Below are 20,286 nucleotides of genomic sequence, written 5' to 3' on the forward strand. Positions count from 1 at the left end.
CTACTAGGTTCACCCCCGATGAAGACCGAGATCGTTGCCGTGGGGACCGAGCTGCTGCTCGGGCAGATTGTCGACACGAACTCCTCGTGGATGGGCGAGCAGCTCGCCCTGGCCGGCATCGACAGCCACTACCAGACCAAGGTGGGGGACAACTGGGATCGCATCGAGGACGCCTTCCGGCTGGCGCTCGACCGCAGCGACGCCGTCATTGTCTGCGGCGGGCTGGGACCCACCCAGGACGACATCACTCGCGAGGTGCTGGCATCGGTGATGGGCGTCGAGCTGGTGCTCGATGAGCGCATCGCCGAGCGGATCCGGGCGATGTTCGCCAGCCGCAGCCGCCCGATGCCCGAGAACAACCTGCGCCAGGCCATGGTGCCCGTCGGGGCGTCGCCGATCCCGCAGCAGCCCGGCACCGCGCCCGGCCTGGTGGCGCCCATCCGCTGGGTGCAGGGCGTCGGCGCAGTCGCGCCCGGCGCCGAGCCGCTGGACGGGGCCGAGGTACTCGAACGCGTCGTATACGTCGTGCCCGGTGTGCCCTACGAGATGCGCGAGATGATGAACGGCACGGTGCTGGGCGACCTGCAGCGGCGTGCCGGCGTCAGCGCAACCATCGAGAGCCGGGTGCTGCGCACGTGGGGCCAGAGCGAATCGGGCCTCGCGGAGATGCTGGCGGGCCGCATCGACGAGCTGGACGAAGCAGGCAACCCGACGCTGGCGTTCCTGGCCAGCGGCATCGAGGGCATCAAGGTGCGGATCACGGCGAAAGGTGCTGACTCGGCCGAAGCGTGGCGCCTGATCGAGGCCGAGCAGGCAGTGCTCGAACCGCTGCTGGGCGACCTGGTCTTCGCCTACGACGACGACAACATGGAGACGGCGGTGCTGGCTGAACTCGGCCGGCTGGGCTTGACACTCGGTGTCGCCGAGACCATCACCGGTGGCCGGATGGCCAACCGGCTGTCGTCGGCAGAGGCGGCAATGCGCACCGGCCAGGCGCCGGACGGCGCCAAGCTCGGCGATCCCGGACTGGCGCCTGCCGGCGACACCGACCAGCCCGACGGCGGGACCGGCCCAGGCATCTTCGCGGGCGGCATCGTGGCCCGGTCAGAACACCTCACGGAGTACCTGCTGCACGCCGGCTCGTCGGAGGTCTCCCCGCTGGGCGATGACCTCGTGCCGCCACTCGCCTCCGCCGCTGGCGCCGAGGCGCTCGCCCGTGCGGCCCGCCTGCGCACCGGTGCCAGCGTGGGCCTCGCCGTCACGGCGATCGAAGACCGTGCCGCCGCCACTCCTGAGCATCCCTTCGGCACGGCGTTCCTGGCAGTGTCGATCTCGGCGCAGCCTGCGCGCGGCGACATTCCCGCAATCGCTCACCGCGACAAGGCCGACGAGATCCGCCTGCCCGGCGACCGCGAACGCCTCGCCGACTACAGCGCCATCTCCGCGCTCAACCTGCTGCGCCTCATCCTCCAAGGCCGCCGCTAGCTGCTGCGCGGGCGTCGTCGGGATCTCGCCGACGAGCCCGGCGCGGCATGCGCAGCGAACTGGCAGGCTGTCCCGATGCGTTTCGGATTCTGGACGAAGAACGACCAAGAGACCTCGGCGGTCATCGAGTGCTGCCAGCACGCCGAGGCCACGGGCTGGGACGGATTGTGGTTCGCCGACCACTTCATGCCCAACGAGGAGAACGTGGACCAGCCGGTCCACGAGGCGTGGTCGGTGCTCGCGGCGCTCGCGGTGGCCGTGCCCCGGGTGCGCCTCGGCCCGCTCGTGGCCGGCAACACCTACCGCAACCCGGCGCTGACCGCCAAGATCGCCACCACGATCGACCACCTGTCGGGCGGCCGGGTGGTGCTGGGCATCGGCGCCGGGTGGCAGGAGAACGAGCACGAGGCGTACGGATTCGAGTTCGGCACGCTGCGCAGCCGCATGGATCGCTTCGACGAGGCCGTCGAGATCATCAGCTCGCTGCTCGGGAACACACGCACGAACTTCGACGGCGAGCACTACACGCTGGCCGGGGCGCCGCTCGACCCCAAGCCGGTGCAGTCGCCGGTCCCGCTGCTGATCGGCGGCGGCGGTCGGAAGCGCACGCTGCGGACCACTGCTCGCTGGGCCACCGAATGGAATTACTGGGGCATGCCCGATGACATAGCGGACCTGTGCAGCGTGCTGGACGGGCACTGCGAGGCGATCGGCCGCGACCCCGCCGAGATCAGCCGCTCGGCGTGCGCACTGCTGTTCATCAATGAGGACTCGGCCAAGCTGGACCGCTTCCGTGCCATGGACCTGGGCCGGGCCACGATCGTCGGCACTCCCGACGAGGTCAGCGAGGTCGTTGAGCAGTACCGGCAGGTGGGCGTCGACGAGTTGATCATCCCCGACTTCACCTTCGGCCCCATGGAAGCCAAGAAGCACTCCATGGACCTGTTCATCAACGAGGTAGCACCCAACTTCCGCTGACGGCAACGCAACACCACACCACACGACACTCCGACGACGGGAGAACGAGATGAAGATCGGTCTGTTTCAGATCAACATGGGTGCGCTGGGCGATGCCGCCGGCGCCGAGGGCGCTGGACGCATTGCCGTAGCCGCGGAACAAGCCGGCTTCGAGTCGGTGTGGACGGGGGAGCACGTGGTGCTTCCCGATCCACAGGCGCCGCCCTCGCCGCTGCCGCCGCTGCACCCGATGCTCGACCCCGCCGTTGCGCTCGCGTATGTCGCCGCGCTCACTAGCGAGATCAAGCTGGGCACCGGCATCATCATCGTCCCCCAGCGCAACCCGCTGGTGCTGGCCAAGGAGCTGGCCAGCGTGGACGTGCTGTCGGGCGGCCGGCTGCTGTTCGGCGTGGGCGTGGGGTATCTCGTGCCGGAGTTCGAGGCGCTGGGCATACCGATGGAAGACCGTGCCCGCCGCACTGAGGAGTACATCGAGGCCATGCGCGCCATCTGGTCGATGGACCAACCGGCCTACGACGGCGACTTCGTGAAGTTCGCAGACGTGCAGGCGCGGCCCCGACCCATCCAGCAGCCGGGTCCGCCGGTGGTGATGGGCGGCCACACGGCGCCCGCCTACCGCCGATCGGTCACGATGAGCGAGGGCTGGTACGGGTTCGCGCTCGACTACGACGCCACACAGCGCTGCATTGACGGGCTGTCCGAGGCTGGCGCCCGCTACGAGCGACCTGCCGAGCTCGGCAGGCTCGAGATCACGGTCACGCCTAGGGTGCGCCCGACACCGGAGATGGTCGAACGCTTCGCCGAGATGGGCGTGGACCGGCTCGTGCTGCTGCCGAATGGCCAAACCGTCGACGAGATCGCCACCTTCGTCGAGCACATCGGCACCACGCTGCTGTCATGAGCGGCACGCCGTCTCGGGAGCATCGGGGCGAATCCCCTTGCAACTGGCGAGGGGTCGAGCGAGACTGGCGAGGCCGAGGGCAGTAGCCCGCGGAAGTAGGCCCGGCTCCTCTCCGGACGGTGAGCGGCCGGGTCTTGCGCGTGCGGCAGTCGAACCTTTACCTATCGGCGCCCAGGAGCGCTCGGGCGGCGGATTGCCTCGCCGGCTGACACGATGCCCTCGTCTTCGAGCGCATCGATGGCCCCGTCGTCGAGGCCGGCGAGTTCGCGCAGCACTTCGCGATTGTGCTGACCCCGGTCACCGGCGACGGCTCCCGGCACGACACCGGACTCAGCCGCCCTGAAGCGCCACGGCGACTGCGGAACGGTCATCGGTGCCGCGGTCTCGCCCCCCACGATGTCGACGAATGCACCGCGCTCGGCGGCCCAGTCGGTCGCGGCGAGTTCGGCCACCGTGCGTACTTCTGCTGCCATGACCGATTTCACGCCGATCGCCGCCTCGACTGCTTCGGCACTGTCGAATTGGCTCACCCACTCGCCGAAGATGGCTTCGATCTCGTCGCGATGCAGGACGCGGTCCTCGATGCGTGCGAAACGCGGGTCTTTGCGCAGGTCTGGCCGGTTCATCGCAGCCGCGATGACCTTGAAGCCGAAGTTGGCGGTGAGGTCGAGCGTCACGGTGACGTGGCGGCCGTTCGACAGCGGGTACACCGCGGCCCAGTTCTGCCCGCCCTTGAAGCCGATCATCGGATCCTGGCCGGTCAGGTCGGTCGCGGCCTGGTCGTTGCACATGAGCGTGCTCTCGGCCATCGACACCTCCACGGTCTGGCCACGCCCGGTCCGCACACGCATGTGCATCGCTGCCAGCACGGCGCCCAGTGCGTGCAGCCCGGTGTAGGTGTCGGCGTGGGACATCGGGTCGTTGCGGTAGGCGTCCCCGCCCCGGCGCCTGGAGACCATCTCGGTCACTCCGGCTTCAGCGTGCAGCACCGACGCGAAGGCTCCCCGGTCGCTGCGACTGTTGCCGTGGCCCCAGCCCGACACCGACGCCACGATGATGCCGGGGTTGATCTCGCTGAGCACATCGAAGCCCAGCCCCAGCTTCTCGAGCACTCCCGGCCGGTAGTTCTCCAGCACGATGTCGGCCTTGGGGACCATCGACAGCAGCACGTCACGGCCGGCGGGCTGGGTCAAGTCGAGCGAGATGCATTCCTTGCCGACGTTGAACTGGGCGAAGTAGGGCGAGAACCCGTCGACGTTGGGAACGATGAACCTGGTGAGATCGGCATCAGGAGGCTCGATCTTCACCACGCGGGCGCCTAGATCCGCCAGCAGGCGACCGGTGATCGGCCCCGCCACGGCGCGGGTCAGATCCAGCACGAGTACGTCTTCGAGCGGTCGTTCCACGGCGCACGACGATAGAGCCGCGCAGCGTTCGTTGCCCGTCCTCAGCGGCCGGTGTCACTGCCCGCTCTCAGCGGGCGATGTCACTGCTCGCCGGCACCGGCATCCAGACGCTGGGCGGGGACAGCTGCGAGGGCACCCGGGGCGCCGGTGCCGCGTCGGGAGGCTCGAGCGGCACCGGGTCGCGGGTCAGTCTCGAGATGACCAGCGTTCCCGCCAGGGCGAACACTGCCACGACGGCAATGGGCACGAGCGTCCCGCCGGTTTGTTCCTGCATGGTGAGCATCAGGATCGGGCCCACCATGCTGCCGATGCCGTAGCAGAAGAACAGTCGGCCCAGCACCGACCCTATGCCTGCGACGCCGAACAGATGCGGCGTGACATCGCCCTGCAGAGCGACGAAACCGCCGTAGCCGACGCCCAGCAACACGGCGAACACCACGATCTGCCAGTAGCGATCGGACGCGAAGAACCAGATCACGTACGCGACCGGCAGCATCCCGAAGGAGATCGTCAGCAAGCGCACCGACCCGAGGGCCCGAGCGAAACTGGTCAGCAGCAGGCGCCCGACGATGCTCGCGCCGCCGACGACCGACAGCAGCAATGCTGCCGCGCTGGCGCTGATGCCGACCGACCGAGCGAACGGGATGATCGCAGCGAGCGAGCCGATCACCGGTACGGCGAATAGCGCGGAGCCGATCGTCAACAGCCAGAACGCCTTCGTCCGGCAGACGCGGCGAACGTGCTCGCGCGGATGAGCGGTCGCGACGATCGGCGTGCGCCGCACCAGCACGAAGCACACGACGAAGGTGACCGCTGCGATGACGGCTAGCCACCGGAACGCCTCGCGCCAGCCCAAGATCTCAATCATGCGCTCGGCGAGCGGTACCAAGAACATGGTGCCCAGGCCGGGTCCAGTCGCGACCAGCCCTTGAGACACAGCCCGGTTCCGCACAAACCACGATGCTGCTGTCGCGAACAACGGCGAGACGAACAGCCCGGCGCCGAATCCGCAGCCGATGCCGTACACCACGTAACCGTGCGAGATCTGCGACACCGCCGAGGTCAGCACCAAGCCGGCCACGAACATCGTGCCGCCCACCGCCAACAACGGCCGCGGCCCCAGCCGATGCAGCAGCGGGCCCGAGATGATCCCGGTGCTGAAGAACAGCAGCGTGGCGATCCCGATCATCACCGAGGTGCCGCCCTGGCCGGTCCCGAATTCGGCCGACATCGACTCTATGAACGCGCCGAACGTGTAGATGGTGCCGAAGGCCACGCCGCATGACAGGCCGGCGCCGACCGCCACCAGCCAGGCGCGCCACGAGTCGATGAGTTCGGGCCGGCTCGCGAGCGGCGCAGAGGTCAGTGCCATCAGCGGGGGGCCATCAGACGGTCGGCATCACAACAGCGTTCAGCTTTCGCTGCGAATCTCGGCCACGAGATCGCCGACCCGCATCTCGCCGTCGCGCGTCTGCCCGCCCAACTCGATGAACTGCTCCATGGCGGGCTGCGCCTCGGGTGTGCGCAGGAGCCGCTGGAAGAGATACCGCTCCTCGAACAGCCCCTCGTTGAGGGGGAGCTCGTCGGCCGCGTTGACGGCTTGCTTGGCCAGGGCGACGGCCTCGGGCGGGAACTTCGCGATGCGGTATGCCAGCTCGGTGACGAACGGCCGCAGCTCGTCGGCGGGCAGCGCCCGGTTGAGGTAGCCCCACTGCTCGGCGGTGCGCGCATCGATGTCGACGCCGCCGAGGATCACCTCCATGGCGCGGCCGCGCCCGACCAGACGGGGGAGCCGCTGGGTGCCGGTGCCGCCGGGCAGGATGCCGATCGGCACCTCCATCTGGTTGATGACCGTGCGGTCGAGCGCGCCGAAGCGCATGTCGCACGACATTGACAGCTCGCTGCCGCCGCCGCCGACCCGCCCGCCGATCTCGACGATGGTGGCCTTGGGCATCGTGCGGTACGTCTCGCACATGGCGTGGAACCCGACGTGTTCGGTGGGTCGCTCGGCGGGACCGTCGGTCGGGTAGCCCAGGATCGCCGTGACGTCGAAGTGGGCGATGAAGAAGTCGGGGTTGTCGCTGCGCAGCACCACCACCCGCACCGAGTCGTCATCGGCGACGTGAACGCTGAACTTGGCGAGTTCGCGGAACAGCGCCGGAGTCATCACGTTGATGGGCGGAGCGTCGATGGTGGCGAACACGACACCTGCGTCGCGCTCGATTACCAGCAGCTCGAAGTCGTCATCGGTCATCACAGCGGATTTCTCAGCAGGGGAGTTCATGGGGCGCAGCGTGCCACATAGCTGTGACGTGCATTCGTGTACCCGTCCTGGCTTGACACGAACTGATGTTCGGAACTACATTGCTGTCATTCGCGCACGGCAGAAAATCACCCGTGAGTTGTCACACCCCGCTTCTACGGTGCCCCAAGACGGCATCGCACACCGGGTGCGGCCGAATGGGAGTCCGAGGAGGACGACATGAGTCAGCAAGACACAGAACGGGACCGGGCGCTGGACATGACGCTCACGCAGATCCGCCGCCAGTTCGGCGACGGATCCGTGATGAAGATGGGCGAGAAGCACCACATGGCGGTCGAGGCGATCTCCTCGGGCAGCCTCGCGATCGACCTGGCGCTCGGCATCGGGGGCTTTCCCCGCGGCCGGGTGGTGGAGGTGTACGGCCCTGAGGCATCGGGCAAGTCCACGCTCGCCATGCACTTGGTGGCCGAGGCGCAGCGAACCGGCGGTGTATGCGCCTATGTCGACGCCGAGCATGCGATGGATCCGGTGTACGCGAAGAACATCGGCGTCGATGTCGACGAGCTGCTGATCTCCCAGCCCGACACCGGCGAGCAGGCACTCGAGATCACCGACATGCTCATCCGCTCGGGCGCCATCGATGTCGTGGTCGTCGATTCGGTGGCGGCGCTTACGCCACGGGCAGAGATCGAGGGCGAGATGGGCGACACCCATGTCGGCCTGCAGGCGCGCCTCATGTCCCAGGCGCTGCGCAAGCTCACTGCCAACCTGAACAAGACCAAGACGATCTGCGTGTTCATCAACCAGCTGCGCGAGAAGATCGGCGTGATGTTCGGCAGTCCCGAGACCACCTCGGGCGGCCGGGCGCTGAAGTTCTATTCGTCCGTGCGGATCGACATCCGCCGCATCGAGGCCATCAAGGTCGAGGGCGAGGTCGTGGGCGGACGCACCCGCGTCAAGGTCGTCAAGAACAAGGTGGCGCCTCCCTTCCGCCAGGCCGAGTTCGACATCATGTACGGGCAGGGCATCAGCCGTGAGGGCTCGCTGCTCGACGTGGGGGTCGAGCACGGCATCGTGAAGAAGTCGGGTGCTTGGTACACCTACGAGGGCGAGCAGCTGGGTCAGGGCCGCGAGAACGCCAAGAGATTCCTGATCGCCAACCCCGAGGTCACGGTCGAGATCGACGGCCGGATCCGCACGGCGCTCGGCATCGGGGCCGATGGCGACGCAGACGACGATGCCGACGTGCTCGACCGCCTCGACGATGCGCAGTCAGCACGGGCCGAGGGCGCCAGCGTCGACTGACGCTCCGATCTGCCCAGCACAGGTGCAACAGCCGGCGCTCGCTGGCCGTCCTGACGAACCGGCACCGCACGACGGTGTTGCCGTAGCCTGATTCGGTCGTAGGCGAGCGGGGCGATCCGGATTTGGATCAGGCGCCTCGGATCGGGGAGAGTCAGGTGGCGCAGAAGACCGGGCAACAGAAGACCGACAAGCCGCAGAACGTCTTCAACTTCGACTATTCCCGTGATGTCGACGGCCGCCCGCCGCAGTCGTACTACGACGACATCAAGCAGCGGTTCGCCGAAGAACGCGACCTGCGGCTGGGCTACCGGCCTCCGGGAACGCAGATCTACACATCCGAGTTCGTCGGCGAATTCGCTCGCTACGAGGAGGATCCGTATGCGAGCGAGCGCATCGAGCGCCCGCCCGTGCACGACGAGGTCGAGGTGCTGTTCATCGGGGGCGGGTTCTCGGCACTGCTGACTTCAGCCCGGCTGCGTCAGAAGGGCGTGGAGAGCATCCGCATCGTCGAGCGCGGTGCCGATGTCGGCGGTACCTGGTACTGGAACCGGTACCCGGGAGTGGCCTGCGACGTCGTGTCGTACGACTACCTGCCCTTGCTGGACGAGACCGGCTACGTGCCGTCGCGGCACTACGCCACCGGCGATGAGATCTACGAGTACTGCCGGCTGATCGCCCGCAAGTACGACCTCTATGACCTGGCGATGTTCCAGACCACCGTGACGTCAACCGTCTGGGACGGTGAGGCCGAGGTGTGGCGCATCGGCACCGACCGTGGCGATGAGATCACGGCACAGTTCGTCATCTGCGCGAACGGCACCCTTGCCAAGCCGAAACTGGCCGTCATCGAGGGCATGGAGCGGTTCACCGGGCACTCGTTCCACACATCTCGGTGGGACTACGACTACACCGGTGCCGATCTCGAGAACCTCACCGACAAGCGCGTCGGCATCATCGGCACGGGTGCGACGGCGGTGCAGGCCATCCCGCAGCTCGGCGAGATGTCCAGGGAGCTGTACGTCTTCCAGCGGACGCCGTCCTCGATCGACATCCGTGACGACTGGGAGACCGACCAGGACTGGGCGGCGAAGCTGAAGCCGGGCTGGCAGGCACGCCGGCGCGAGCGAGCGATGGCCGGACCTCGCCTCAGCGACGAGCAGAAGGCGCGCCGCGCGGCGATGTCGCGCGAAGAGAAGATCCGCCGCCAGGAGAATGCCAATATCGACGCCATGATGCGCATCCACCGGCGCATCGACGAGGTCGTCGAAGACCCCGCGACGGCCGAGGCGCTCAAGCCCTGGTACATGCTCATGTGCAAGCGGCCGTGCTTTCACAACGACTACCTGCCGACGTTCAACCGGCCGAATGTGCACCTGGTCGACACCCAAGGCAAGGGCATCACCCAGATCACCGAGCAGGGCCCGCTCTTCGACGGCATCCAGTACGAGCTCGACCTGCTGATCTACGCCACCGGGTTCGAGGTGCAGCAGACCGGCATCTACAACCGCATCGTGGGCGAGAACGACCTGGAGCTGACCGACAAGTACGCAGACGGCATCCGCACGCTGCTGGGCATCCACACCGCCGGCTACCCGAACCTGTTCATCATGGGGGGCTACCAGGCGTTCTTCGCGTTCAACCTGACCGACGTGCTCAACAGCCAGGGCGAGCACATCTCCGAGTGCATCGACTTCGTTCGCCGGGGCGGACTGCAGACCATGGACTGCCTGCCCGAGGCCGAGGAATGGTGGGTGCAGCAAGTCATCGCCAACCGCGGCAAGACCACCCGCAACCGTGACTGCACACCCGGCTACTACAACTTCGAGGGCGCCGAGAACCGCCGACAGGACGGCAACTTCAACGGCAACATCAAGCAGTACCTGGGCTTCATGGCCCACGCCCGCGAGAACATGTCGGAGAACTTCGCTTTCACACAGCGCTGATCGCGGCCTGATCTGACTGAGTTCAACCTGCCTTCCGCCTCTGGGCGCGCCCCTAGCCTTGACGCCGTGACTGCGGGCGAGCGAGCGGGCGAGAACGGGGGCCGGCGCAGCTACTTCGTGCGCACCTACGGGTGCCAGATGAACGAGCACGACTCCGAGCGGATCGTCGGCCTGCTGGAAGCCGACGATCTCGTGGCCGCGACGACGATGGCCGACGCCGACGTCATCGTGCTCAACACCTGCTGCATCCGCGAGAACGCCGACAACAAGCTCTACGGGCAGCTCGGACACCTCAAGCGACTCAAAGAGGAACGACCCGAGGTACAGATCGCCGTCGCCGGCTGCCTAGCGCAGAAGGACCAGGATCTCGTGCGCCAGCGAGCGCCTCACGTGGACGTGGTGTTCGGCACGCACAACGTGGCCCGTGCTGCCGACCTGCTGAGCGAGGCCCGCGTCTCGGGCCCGGTGACGGAGATCCTGGCCGAGTCCGACGAGTTCCCCTCGGCGCTGCCCGTGCGACGGGATGCCCAGCACGCCGCATGGGTCACCATCCAGATCGGCTGCGACAACACGTGCGCGTTCTGCATCGTGCCCTCGGTGCGAGGTCGGGAGATCTCCCGACCGTTCGGCGAGCTCATCGACGAGGTGCAACGCCTGGCGGCCGATGGCGTCAGCGAGGTGACCCTGCTGGGCCAGAACGTCAACAGCTACGGCCGTGACGTGACCCTCGCGCTCCGCGGCACGAACAGCTCACCCGGTGTGAACAGTTCCGCCGATGTCATGTGGCGGGCCGGCGGCGGCTGGGCAAACGGGCGACGCACCGCCCGCCCGCTGTTCGGCGATCTGCTGCGGGCGGTTGGCGCAGTCGACGGCATCGAGCGGGTGCGATTCACCAGCCCGCATCCGAAGGACCTGCGGACCGACGTCATCGCAGCCATGGCCGAGACGCCTGCGGTATGCGAGCACCTGCACCTGCCCCTGCAGTCCGGTAGCGACGAAGTGCTGAGGGCAATGCACCGGGGCTACACCGCCCAGCGCTACCTGGAGCGGCTGGAGGCCGCCCGCGCCGCCGTTGATGACCTCGCTGTCAGCACCGACATCATCGTGGGCTTTCCCGGCGAATCCGAGCGGGACTTCGCTGACACGCTCGAACTGGCGGCGGCTGCCCGATTCGACAGCGCATTCACGTTCGTGTTCTCGCCGCGGCCGGGCACCGAAGCCGCAGAGCTGGTCGACCGGTTCGTGGCCCCCGACGTCGCAGCGGGGCGCATGGAGCAGCTGCGAACCGTGATCGAGCGCTCCGCCCGACTGGGCAACGAGTCGCGAGTGGGACGCGTCGAAGAGGTGCTGGTGGAGGGACCGTCCAAGCGAGATCCGGGCACGCTCACCGGTCGCACCCGCCAGAACCGCCTGGTGCACTTCGCCGCCGCCAAGCCGCTGCGAACCGGCACTTACGCCCGCGTGCGCGTGACCGATGCCGCCACGTTCCACCTCAGCGGCGAGCTCATCGAGGTCACCGCCCCAGCGCGACACCGCACGCGCATCCCGGTTGCCGCCCGCTGAGAGGCGGTACGCCATGGGTGGTGACGGCGGCCATCGGCCCTTGGTCATCGTGGGCCCGACGGCGTCGGGCAAGTCGGCGCTCGCGCTGGAGCTGGCAAGGCGCGCCTACCCCCGGTCGGACATCGCAGATCCGACGGAATTGGTGTCGGTCGATTCGATGCAGGTGTACCGGGGCATGGACATCGGCACCGCCAAGCCCACTGCCGCCGAACAGGCCGAGGTGCGGCACCATCTCATCGACCTCGTCGATCCCGCAGAGCGATTCACCGTCGTCGACTACGCCACTGCGTTCGAAGCTGCGATGTCCGACATTGCCGGCCGCGGTGCGGCGCCGCTACTGGTCGGCGGCACCGGCCTGTACCTGCGCGCCGTCGTCGACGGCCTGACGCCGCCCCCGGAATTCCCCTCGATCGCCGCCGAGCTCGAAGCCGAAGCCGTCGTCACGTCCGATGCTGCGGCCGCACAGGACGAGCGCGCAGCCGAATTGCACCGTCGGTTGGCTGAGCTGGATCCGTTGGCCGCCTCACGCATGGAGCCGACGAACCTGCGCCGGATCGTCCGGGCACTGTCCGTGTGCATGGGCACCGGGCGTCCGTTCTCATCGTTCGGCCCTGGCCTGACGAACTATGCACCGGTGCCTTACCGCATCGTCGGCATCGAGATCGACCGAGACACACTCGATCGACGTATCGCGGAGCGCTACCGGCAGCAGATCGAGATGGGCTTCGTGGACGAGGTCTGCCGACTCATGGTCGACCACGCGTCACACGAGCTGGGGTCGGCAACCGCTGGGCTGTCGCAGCCCGCTGCATCGCTGTCGCGCACGGCCGCGCAAGCCCTCGGCTACAAGGAGCTGCGGGCGCATCTGGCAGGGGAGTGCACGCTGGACGAGGCACTCGACGTAGCGATCGCACGCACCCGGCGATTCGCCCGCCGCCAGCAGCGCTGGTTCGCTCGGGACCCCCGGATCACCTGGATCCCGCACGGCGACCCTGCCGAGATGGCCGACCGGATAGCGCAACTCGAACCTTGATGGCCCCGGGCCACGACAAGTCTCGAGTTTTGGTCGAATGTTTAGCTCAGGCGGGATTCGACCATGTCGAGGGCGTCGTCGGTCAGCACGGCAGCGACCCGGACACGTTCGGCCGCGGCCGGTCCGTAGAACTCGCCCGGCGACACGAGGATGCCCACCTCGCTGAGCAGCGTGCGAGTGAACGCCCACGCGTCGCCGTCGGGAGCTGCGGCCCACAGGTAGAACCCGCCGCGGGGCAGCGCAGGCTCGGGACCGAAACGGCCCACGATCCGCGCAAGGCGCTCCAAGCGGTTCCGGTACCGCTCTCGCTGCGCAGCAACATGGACCTGGTCTGCCAACGCTGCGACCGCCGCCGCCTGCGCGGGCCCCGGCACCATGAAACCGGCGTGCTTGCGAACCTCTCGCAGGTAGTGGACAAGTTCGGGATCACCTGCGTAGAAGCCCACCCTCACCCCGGCCAGGTTCGACCGCTTGGACAACGAATGAACTGCCACCACGCCGTCGACCTCAGCGCGCACGCTGCTGCCCGACTCTGCACCGCACTCATCGCCGCCAGTTGAGTCGCCGGCCGTGGCCGCGGAGGCCGGCGTCAGGATGGTGCGTGGAGGTCCGTCCCAGGTGAACTCGGCGTAGCACTCGTCGCTGAAGACAGGCACATCCCGTTCGCGTCCCCAGCGCGCAGCGGCATCGAGATCGTCAAGGCCGCCAGCGGGATTGCCCGGCGTATTGACCCACAGCACCAGTGCCCGCTCGGCATCTGCATCGCTGATGGCGTCGAGCCGGATCGACCAGTGCTCGTCGGCCGGCACGGGCACTGCCCGGCAGCCGGCCAGTTCAGCCCCCATGGCATAGCTGGGGTAGCTGATCTCCGGGAACAGTACGGTGTCCCGCTCGGGGGTGCGCAGGCGCAGCCAATGCGGCAGCCCGGCCACGAACTCCTTCGAGCCGATCGTCGCTGCCACTTCTGCAGCGGCGTCGACTTGCACACCGAGCCGTTCGGCGCACCAGCGCGTGGCGGCCTCTCGAAGCTCGGGCGTACCGATCGACGGTGGGTAGCCGCGCTCGGAATCCGACCCTCCCAGCGCTGCCAGCACAGCCGGCGTGGGCGGGTCCACCGGCGTGCCGATGGAGAGGTCCACCAGCCCGCCGTCATGCCGCTCAGCGAGCGGCTTCAGCTCGTCCAGCCGGTCATAGGGATACGGCGGCGGCACATACCCGGCGCGTGCGTTCACCGCATCAGTGTGCACTGATCTGCGGCCAGACAGTCCCGTTGACGTGGAGGCGATGTCGATCCGCGCAGCGAGGGCACCCGTCGCAGGCCTCATCAGCGCCGATAGACATCGCGGCGGTGGCCGACACGGACCACCAGAATGAGCAGGCGGTCGTCGACGACCTCGTAGAGAATGCGATAGTTGCCCACCCGCACCCGGTACACGCCCTCCTCGCCCGTGAGTGTCACGCATCCGGGAGGTCTCGGCTCATCCGCGAGCAAGTCGATGGCTGCTCGAATGCGCTGCTGTTCTGTGCGCGGCAGCCGAGCAATCGACTTGACCGCGCGGCGTGCTAGGTGAACGCGGTATCGGCTCACCCGAGTCCCAGCGCGGCCTTGACCTCGTCCCAGGGCACGTAGTCGTCCTCAGCTCGAGCTGCCTCAAGCTCACGGCGGTCATCGAGCTCGTCGGCGCGGTCAACGAGCTGATCGAAGGCCTCCGAGCTCAGTATCACTGCCACGCGTCGGCCGCGTCTCGTCACTGAGACCGGTTCGCCTGACCGGCGAGTGTCGTCGATCACCTCGGCAAGCCGGTTTCGTGCTTCGCTCACTGCAACTTCCATCATGTACGAATTGTACAAAATGGCACCGGCGCTAGGTTCTCATTCCCAGGCGTCAACGTCGATGACGAACTCGGCGAACAGGCTGCGGGCGACGTCGTCCAGCCGGGCGCGCACCACGGTCCCGCCGTCGTCATGAGTCTCCGAGAGGACCTCGCCTTCGCGGTGGACGGCTGCGAGGGCGTCGCCGCGGGAATAAGGGATGCGCAACTCGGTGACTTCCGTGAGATGTCGCAACCGATCTCCGACAGCGAGCAGGAGATCCTCGACACCGTCGCCGCTGCCGGCTGAGATCGCACGGGAGCCTTCGTAACGCTCCAGCAGCTGTCCAACTGTGCCGTCGTCGGCAACGTCGCACTTGTTGAACGCGATGAGTTCGTCGATGTCCCCAGCGCCGATCTCGCGCAGCACCGAGCGCACCACATTGATGTGCATCTCCGGTTCCGCCGCCGAGGCGTCGACGAGGTGCACCAGCAGGTGGGCCTCGGCCACTTCCTCCAGCGTCGACATGAACGCCTCGACCAGCGAAGTGGGCAGCTTCTTGATGAACCCGACCGTGTCGGTGACGAGCACCGTCTCGCCGCCAGGTAGTTGCAGCCGCCGGGTAGTGGCGTCGAGCGTGGCGAACAGCCGGTCTTCCACCAGCACGTTGGCCCCCGTGAGGCGCCGCAGCAGGGTTGACTTGCCGGCGTTGGTGTAACCCACGATCGCGACTGTGTGGTAACGGGAGCGCCGGCGCGACTTGCGCTGGTTCAGCCGGGTGCGCCGCAGCCCCCGCAGGTCCTTCTCGAGCCTGGCCAGCCGTCGCTGGATACGACGCCGGTCCACCTCGAGCTGGGTCTCGCCCGGCCCCCGCGTGCCGATGCCACCAGCCTGCTGGGAGAGCTGACGCCCGCGGCCGCGCAGCCGGGGGAGCCGGTAGCGAAGCTGAGCCAATTCGACTTGGGCCTTGCCCTCGAGCGTCGTGGCGTTCTGGGCGAAGATGTCAAGAATGACCGCCGTGCGGTCGAGCGCCGTGCGCTTCAGTATCCGCTCCAAGTTGAACTGCTGCGCCGGCGACAGCTCGTCGTCGAACACCACCGTGTCGGCATCGTGCTCAAGCGACGCATCGAGGATCTCGTCAGCCTTCCCCCGCCCCACAAACGTCGCCGGGTCGGGCGCATCCCGCCGCTGAACAATCCGCTCCACCGAGTCCGCCCCGGCAGTGTCGACCAACCGCTCCAGCTCGTCAAGATTGGCGTCCACCTCGTCAGCAGTCCGCTCCGCCAGCTGCACCCCCACCAGCACGATCTGCTCCCGAAAGGCCCGATCAATAAGCCCCGACTCAGCCCCCCCAAACTCCCCAAAGCCCCCCCGATGACTCTCGTCCACCGTTTGGCCCACGTCGTCAGCTTCAGCCATCAAGCATCCAGCCAAGGTCCACGCAACGGCCAGTCGATGTCCGCAATGCGCTCTGCGTGCACCTGCAACTGTGGCTTATTCGTCGGTCCGAGCTGCACTACCAGTGCGAAGTCGCCGCCAGGCATATGTACGTACGTGCCGAAGTCACGCGGCACGACTCCCCAGTCACCAGCGCGCACGGCAGCTGCGACCGCGCCTGTGCCACAAGCTTGAGTAATCCCGGCACCTCGTTCCCACACGGACATTCCAATCGAAGGGCGTTCGTCTCCCCTAGACCAGATGAACTCCACATTGATGCCCCTGGGAAAGTAACTCTCATACAGCGCGCCGAGTTGTGCAGTTTCGATTTCGTCAATCTGCCCTCCGGCGTTGATAACGAGATGAGGATTACCGACATCGCCGGTTCCTCTCGCCGCCCCGCCGAACCGTTCGCTGATGAGCGCGTCAAGCGCTGGACTGATTTCGGGTCCAGGCATGACCAATGGCATGTTCACATCGACGTTTGTGTCGAGTACGACGCGACCCTCATGCGGCGTGTCGAAGACTGAGTTGCGCCATGCGACTGTTCGGTCCCCGGCATCCGTCTCGACTTCAACCCGGAGATAGGCCTCACGAAGTTCGTCGTAGGCAGTGCGCCATGGCTCCTGCGAGTGCGCGAGCGCGTCGGCGAGGCAAGCAACTCCGTTGCCGCTTACTTCAGCGTCGGAGCCGTCCGAGTTGTACAACACCATGCGGATACGGGCAGTGCCGTCGACGTATCGGGAGTTCTCAAACGTGCTTTCCTCCCACTGCGCCCGCGGCGACGACTGGATCATGCCGAGAATCAGTCCATCCGCGCCGATGCCGCTCCTCCGGTCGCAAGCCTTCTTAGCTAGGCCGGACCAATCGAGCAGGCTCGCGTCGAGCGTGGACTTCTCGTCAGCGCTGAGCAGCAGGATCAAGAAATCGTTGCGCAGCGCGTGGTGCTTGGCAAGTCGGAGCGTGTCCACAGGTCCATTGTCACACCTGAACCCGGAAATTCACGAGCGAATTCTCAGGTAGGGCAATGAACCGGACCGCCGAGGGGTGGGCGGGGGCAGGGGTGCCCACGCGCAGTTATGAAGCGCCCCCAAGCCCACGCGACGTGACCACAAGGCGCTTCATCTGTTTGAGCATGGGTGCCCCTGCCCCCGTGCACCCCGGGAGCGCGGAGCACCCAATGTGCTACGCCGTCGGCTCGCGCTGGCCGTAGTTCTTGAAGGTGTCGCCGATCGAGGTTGCCACCGAGGCCAGCTTCGAACGGCCCTCATTCAGCCGCGGAGCCATGGCGGCCAGCCCCTCGACGGTCCAGCGCCCTTCGGTGACGATGATGTCGTCATCCGCCAGCGACCAGCCCTGATACAGGCCCACCTCATTGGCGCCCACATGGAACACCCCGCCGGTGAACGGGCAGTCTGCGGTCGACAGGTACGCCACCAGCGGGCTGACATTGGCCGGGTCGTACACGTCGAACTCCGCCGGGTCGTCAGGAGCCTTCACCACGTCACCCAGCCCAGGCGTCTGCAGCGTCAGGCGTGTGCGTGCCACCGGCGCCAGGCAGTTGACGCGCACGTTGTAGCGAGCGAGCTCGCCGGCTGCCACGAGCGTCATCGCAGCGATGCCCGCCTTGGCGCCTGAGTAGTTGAACTGGCCGAGGTTGCCCAGCATTGCGCCCGATGCCGTGTTGATGATCGAGCCGCTGACTTCCTTGCCTGCTTTGGACTGCTCGCGCCAATAGGCAGCAGCCCAGCGGGTCGGGCAGAAGTGGCCCTTCATGTGCACCTCCACGACGGCGTCCCACTCCGGCTCGGTCATGTTGACCACGACGCGGTCGCGCAGGATCCCGGCGTTGTTGACCAGCACGTGCAGGTCGCCGAAGGCTTCGACGGCCGCATTCACCATGCGCTGGGCGCCCTCCCAGTCGGTGACGCTGTCGCCGTTCGCAACTGCCTCGCCGCCCATGGCCTCGATCTCGGATACCACCTCTTGTGCCGGTCCTTGATCTGCGCCCGTGCCGTCGGCGGAGCCGCCGAGGTCGTTGACGACGATCTTCGCCCCTTCGGACGCCATCAGCAGTGCATGCTCACGGCCGATTCCACGGCCGGCGCCGGTAATCAGCACGACACGCCCGTCGAGTGCACCCATGTTGTTCTCCCGTTCCCGATGATCGCTGGGCGCGCCGCACGAGCCGCCCTGAATTGGTGTCTGGCTGCTGCGGAGCCCGCAAAAGCCGCACAAGGTTGGCACATCCGGGCGTCGAGTGCGACGCCCGCTGCGGCTGCCCGCGCTGTCGAGACAGTGTGGAGCGGATGACCGGGGTCGAACCGGCGACCTCAACCTTGGCAAGGTTGCGCTCTAACCAACTGAGCTACATCCGCGTGGGCCGATCACTGTAGCAAGCACCTGCCGGAGCGACGCGTGAGATCGACCCGCCTTAGCGCCTGCTCAGCCCCGTCGCGGCGGCGCTATTCCGCTGGGGAGCGCAGGTCGATGCGCAGCGTCAGGATGCCGTCGGCGAGAGCGGCCTCGGCGTCGCCGATCATGGCGAAGTCCATGAAGTCCAGCTCTGCCTGGCGGATGAAGTGGCGCCGTTCCTCGCCGCCGATGGCGGGCAGATTCCGCTTCCGGACGGCCTGTGCGCGCTCGGCGAAGCGATCGATCATCTCCTGCGGGTCGAAGGTGTCGCTCATGGAGCCTCCCCTACGGTGCTGTCTTCACCTTGCCACTGATCTGGGGCTGTTCGCCGCAGGTACAAGAAAAAGCCCACGGCGCACGCAACGGTCAGCAGTGCGCACAGCGCGACTAGCAGCCACCACACCCCCAGGCCCGAGCCGACTGCCTCGGAGGGCACGTTGGCGTGGCCCTCCGCCAGGATCGCCGCGGCCCATCCGCTCAACGGGCCGCTCCAGGGGGGCCCGCAGCGCTCTTGTAGATGTCGTCGATGAACTCGCCCATCGGCGGGCCGGTCTGATCTGGCTCGGTGAGGAAGCCGTCGTGGCCGTTGTCGCTGTCGATGTCGACGTGTTCGACCCGCATCGCGTCCCGGCGCCGCAGCGCTTCGACGATGCGGAGCTGCTGGGGCCGCGGGTAGAGGAAGTCGGTGCGCACGCTCATCACCATGGTCGGCGCCACGATGCGCGCGAGCGCCGCGTCGATGCCGCCGCGGCCCCGCCCGACATCGTGGAGGTCCATCATCTTGTTGAGCACTAGGTAGGTGTTGGCGTCGAAGCGGGGCACGAACTTCGCCCCCTGATAGTCGAGATAGCTCTCGACGTCGAAGCGCTGCTCGAGCCGCAGCGGAAGCACCGGGTCTTCGCTGTGGCGGGCGAACCGGCGATCGAACTCGTCGCCGGAGCGGTAGTGGATCATCGCGATCCGCCGAGCGTTGGCGAGGCCGCGATGGGGTCCTTCCCCGTCGGGCGCGTCGTAGTAGCGGCCGCCCCTGAAGTTCGGGTCGTCATAGATGGCCTGCCGCCCGACCTTGCTCCAGGCGATCTGCTGCGCGGACGCCTCCGCTGAGGCTGCGATCACCACCAGCGAGCCGACCCGCTGGGGGTAGGTGATGCCCCACTCCAGCACGGCCATGCCCCCCATCGAGCCGCCGACGACGCTGAGCCAGCGATTGATTCCGAGGTGCCGCCCGAGCGCCCACTGCGACCGCACGACGTCGCGGTTGGTGACCACGGGAAAATCGGGCCCGTAGCGCTCGCCGGTGGACGGGTTCAGCGACGACGGGCCGGTGCTGCCCTGGCAGCCGCCGAGCACGTTGGCGCACACGATGAAGTAGCGGTTGGTGTCGAGCGGGCGGCCGGGGCCGATGAAGTCGTTCCACCAGCCCTCGGTGATCTGAGCGGGCGGGTGCGCGGCGCCGTGGGCGTGTGCATCGCCGGTCAGTGCATGGCAGACCAGCACGGCGTTGGACGCGTCAGCGTCGAGCGCTCCCCAGGTTTCGTACGCGAGCACTGGCTTGTGCAGCACGCCGCCGCCTTCGAGGGTGAACGGCCGATCCGGGGAGAGCTCGAAGAACTGCCGTTCGGCCGCGCCGAGACCGGGGTGCCATGCACCCGAGGCAGGCAGCCGCCATACCGCCGGTTCATCGCTGGGGGCGCCTGCGCGCCTCGCACCGTCCACAACTGCGCCTTCGTGCCGTGGGAAATCCC

Annotated in this window: 19 protein-coding genes and 1 tRNA gene; 7 read left to right on the forward strand and 13 right to left on the reverse strand. The window is 67.5% G+C overall.

Annotated elements, in window-relative coordinates:
- Positions 1 to 18: 18 nt before the first annotated feature.
- The 3 genes from ACOGW9_RS10610 (at position 19) to ACOGW9_RS10620 (ending at position 3,364) form a co-directional block, all read left to right on the forward strand.
- Entirely contained in the window at positions 19 to 1,485 is a 1,467-nt protein-coding gene (locus tag ACOGW9_RS10610; RefSeq protein WP_419911034.1) for a molybdopterin-binding protein, read from the forward strand.
- Positions 1,486 to 1,560: 75 nt separating this feature from the next.
- Entirely contained in the window at positions 1,561 to 2,463 is a 903-nt protein-coding gene (locus ACOGW9_RS10615) for a TIGR03560 family F420-dependent LLM class oxidoreductase (protein WP_419911036.1), read from the forward strand.
- Positions 2,464 to 2,512: 49 nt separating this feature from the next.
- The gene (locus ACOGW9_RS10620; RefSeq protein WP_419911038.1) at positions 2,513 to 3,364 is read left to right on the forward strand and encodes a TIGR03619 family F420-dependent LLM class oxidoreductase; all 852 of its coding nucleotides are present in this window, start codon (positions 2,513 to 2,515) and stop codon (positions 3,362 to 3,364) included.
- A gap of 161 nt (positions 3,365 to 3,525) precedes the next feature.
- Here the strand turns inward: ACOGW9_RS10620 and ACOGW9_RS10625 are convergent, their stop codons facing one another.
- The 3 genes from ACOGW9_RS10625 to ACOGW9_RS10635 form a co-directional block, all read right to left on the reverse strand.
- Positions 3,526 to 4,770 carry a CaiB/BaiF CoA transferase family protein gene (locus tag ACOGW9_RS10625; RefSeq protein WP_419911040.1) on the reverse strand — a complete coding sequence of 415 codons (1,245 nt, stop codon included), beginning with the start codon at positions 4,768 to 4,770 and terminating at the stop codon, positions 3,526 to 3,528.
- 67 nt (positions 4,771 to 4,837) lie between these two features.
- Positions 4,838 to 6,142, reverse strand: a complete 1,305-nt coding sequence (locus ACOGW9_RS10630) for an MFS transporter (protein WP_419911043.1) — start codon at positions 6,140 to 6,142, stop codon at positions 4,838 to 4,840.
- 39 nt (positions 6,143 to 6,181) lie between these two features.
- Positions 6,182 to 7,054, reverse strand: coding sequence for an enoyl-CoA hydratase/isomerase family protein (locus tag ACOGW9_RS10635; RefSeq protein WP_419911045.1), 873 nt, complete (start codon positions 7,052 to 7,054; stop codon positions 6,182 to 6,184).
- 198 nt (positions 7,055 to 7,252) lie between these two features.
- On the opposite strand from ACOGW9_RS10635, the gene recA reads away from it, so the two are divergent.
- The 4 genes from recA (at position 7,253) to miaA (ending at position 12,877) form a co-directional block, all read left to right on the forward strand.
- Positions 7,253 to 8,338, forward strand: a complete 1,086-nt coding sequence (gene recA, locus ACOGW9_RS10640; protein ID WP_419911047.1) for a recombinase RecA — start codon at positions 7,253 to 7,255, stop codon at positions 8,336 to 8,338.
- 155 nt (positions 8,339 to 8,493) lie between these two features.
- Positions 8,494 to 10,281, forward strand: a complete 1,788-nt coding sequence (locus ACOGW9_RS10645; RefSeq protein WP_419911049.1) for a flavin-containing monooxygenase — start codon at positions 8,494 to 8,496, stop codon at positions 10,279 to 10,281.
- Between the two features lie 66 nt (positions 10,282 to 10,347).
- On the forward strand, positions 10,348 to 11,844 hold the full coding sequence (locus ACOGW9_RS10650; protein WP_419911051.1) for a MiaB/RimO family radical SAM methylthiotransferase: 1,497 nt from the start codon (positions 10,348 to 10,350) through the stop codon (positions 11,842 to 11,844).
- Between the two features lie 13 nt (positions 11,845 to 11,857).
- Positions 11,858 to 12,877 (forward strand): tRNA (adenosine(37)-N6)-dimethylallyltransferase MiaA, encoded by a 1,020-nt coding sequence (miaA, locus tag ACOGW9_RS10655; protein WP_419911053.1) that lies wholly within the window; start codon positions 11,858 to 11,860, stop codon positions 12,875 to 12,877.
- Between the two features lie 41 nt (positions 12,878 to 12,918).
- On the opposite strand, the gene ACOGW9_RS10660 is transcribed toward miaA, so the two are convergent.
- The 10 genes from ACOGW9_RS10660 to metX all read right to left on the reverse strand — a co-directional run bounded on the left by ACOGW9_RS10660 (position 12,919) and on the right by metX (position 20,257).
- Entirely contained in the window at positions 12,919 to 14,109 is a 1,191-nt protein-coding gene (locus tag ACOGW9_RS10660) for an aminotransferase class I/II-fold pyridoxal phosphate-dependent enzyme (RefSeq protein WP_419911055.1), read from the reverse strand.
- 92 nt (positions 14,110 to 14,201) lie between these two features.
- Complete coding sequence (locus tag ACOGW9_RS10665; protein ID WP_419911057.1) at positions 14,202 to 14,465, reverse strand: type II toxin-antitoxin system RelE family toxin; 264 nt, start codon at positions 14,463 to 14,465, stop codon at positions 14,202 to 14,204.
- Positions 14,462 to 14,713 carry a type II toxin-antitoxin system Phd/YefM family antitoxin gene (locus ACOGW9_RS10670; RefSeq protein ID WP_419911059.1) on the reverse strand — a complete coding sequence of 84 codons (252 nt, stop codon included), beginning with the start codon at positions 14,711 to 14,713 and terminating at the stop codon, positions 14,462 to 14,464. The genes ACOGW9_RS10665 and ACOGW9_RS10670 overlap by 4 nt, the downstream gene beginning before the upstream one ends.
- Positions 14,714 to 14,749: 36 nt before the next feature.
- Complete coding sequence (gene hflX / locus ACOGW9_RS10675; protein WP_419911061.1) at positions 14,750 to 16,108, reverse strand: GTPase HflX; 1,359 nt, start codon at positions 16,106 to 16,108, stop codon at positions 14,750 to 14,752.
- Positions 16,108 to 17,097 (reverse strand): diaminopimelate epimerase, encoded by a 990-nt coding sequence (gene dapF / locus ACOGW9_RS10680; protein ID WP_419911063.1) that lies wholly within the window; start codon positions 17,095 to 17,097, stop codon positions 16,108 to 16,110. The genes hflX and dapF overlap by 1 nt, the downstream gene beginning before the upstream one ends.
- Positions 17,098 to 17,311: 214 nt before the next feature.
- Positions 17,312 to 18,271: an SDR family oxidoreductase gene (locus tag ACOGW9_RS10685; RefSeq protein WP_419911065.1), complete on the reverse strand. Its 960-nt coding sequence runs from the start codon at positions 18,269 to 18,271 to the stop codon at positions 17,312 to 17,314.
- 156 nt (positions 18,272 to 18,427) lie between these two features.
- Positions 18,428 to 18,504, reverse strand: a tRNA-Gly gene (locus tag ACOGW9_RS10690).
- An 87-nt stretch (positions 18,505 to 18,591) separates the two neighbouring features.
- The gene (locus ACOGW9_RS10695) at positions 18,592 to 18,816 is read right to left on the reverse strand and encodes a hypothetical protein (protein ID WP_419911067.1); all 225 of its coding nucleotides are present in this window, start codon (positions 18,814 to 18,816) and stop codon (positions 18,592 to 18,594) included.
- Positions 18,813 to 19,022 carry a DUF2834 domain-containing protein gene (locus tag ACOGW9_RS10700; protein WP_419911069.1) on the reverse strand — a complete coding sequence of 70 codons (210 nt, stop codon included), beginning with the start codon at positions 19,020 to 19,022 and terminating at the stop codon, positions 18,813 to 18,815. Before ACOGW9_RS10700 ends, ACOGW9_RS10695 begins: the two co-directional genes overlap by 4 nt.
- Positions 19,019 to 20,257: a homoserine O-acetyltransferase MetX gene (gene metX, locus ACOGW9_RS10705; protein WP_419911071.1), complete on the reverse strand. Its 1,239-nt coding sequence runs from the start codon at positions 20,255 to 20,257 to the stop codon at positions 19,019 to 19,021. The genes ACOGW9_RS10700 and metX overlap by 4 nt, the downstream gene beginning before the upstream one ends.
- Between the last annotated feature and the right edge of the window lie 29 nt (positions 20,258 to 20,286).

The sequence above is a fragment of the Candidatus Poriferisodalis sp. genome (genome assembly GCF_965203655.1).
Taxonomy (GTDB): Bacteria; Actinomycetota; Acidimicrobiia; order Acidimicrobiales; family Poriferisodalaceae; genus Poriferisodalis.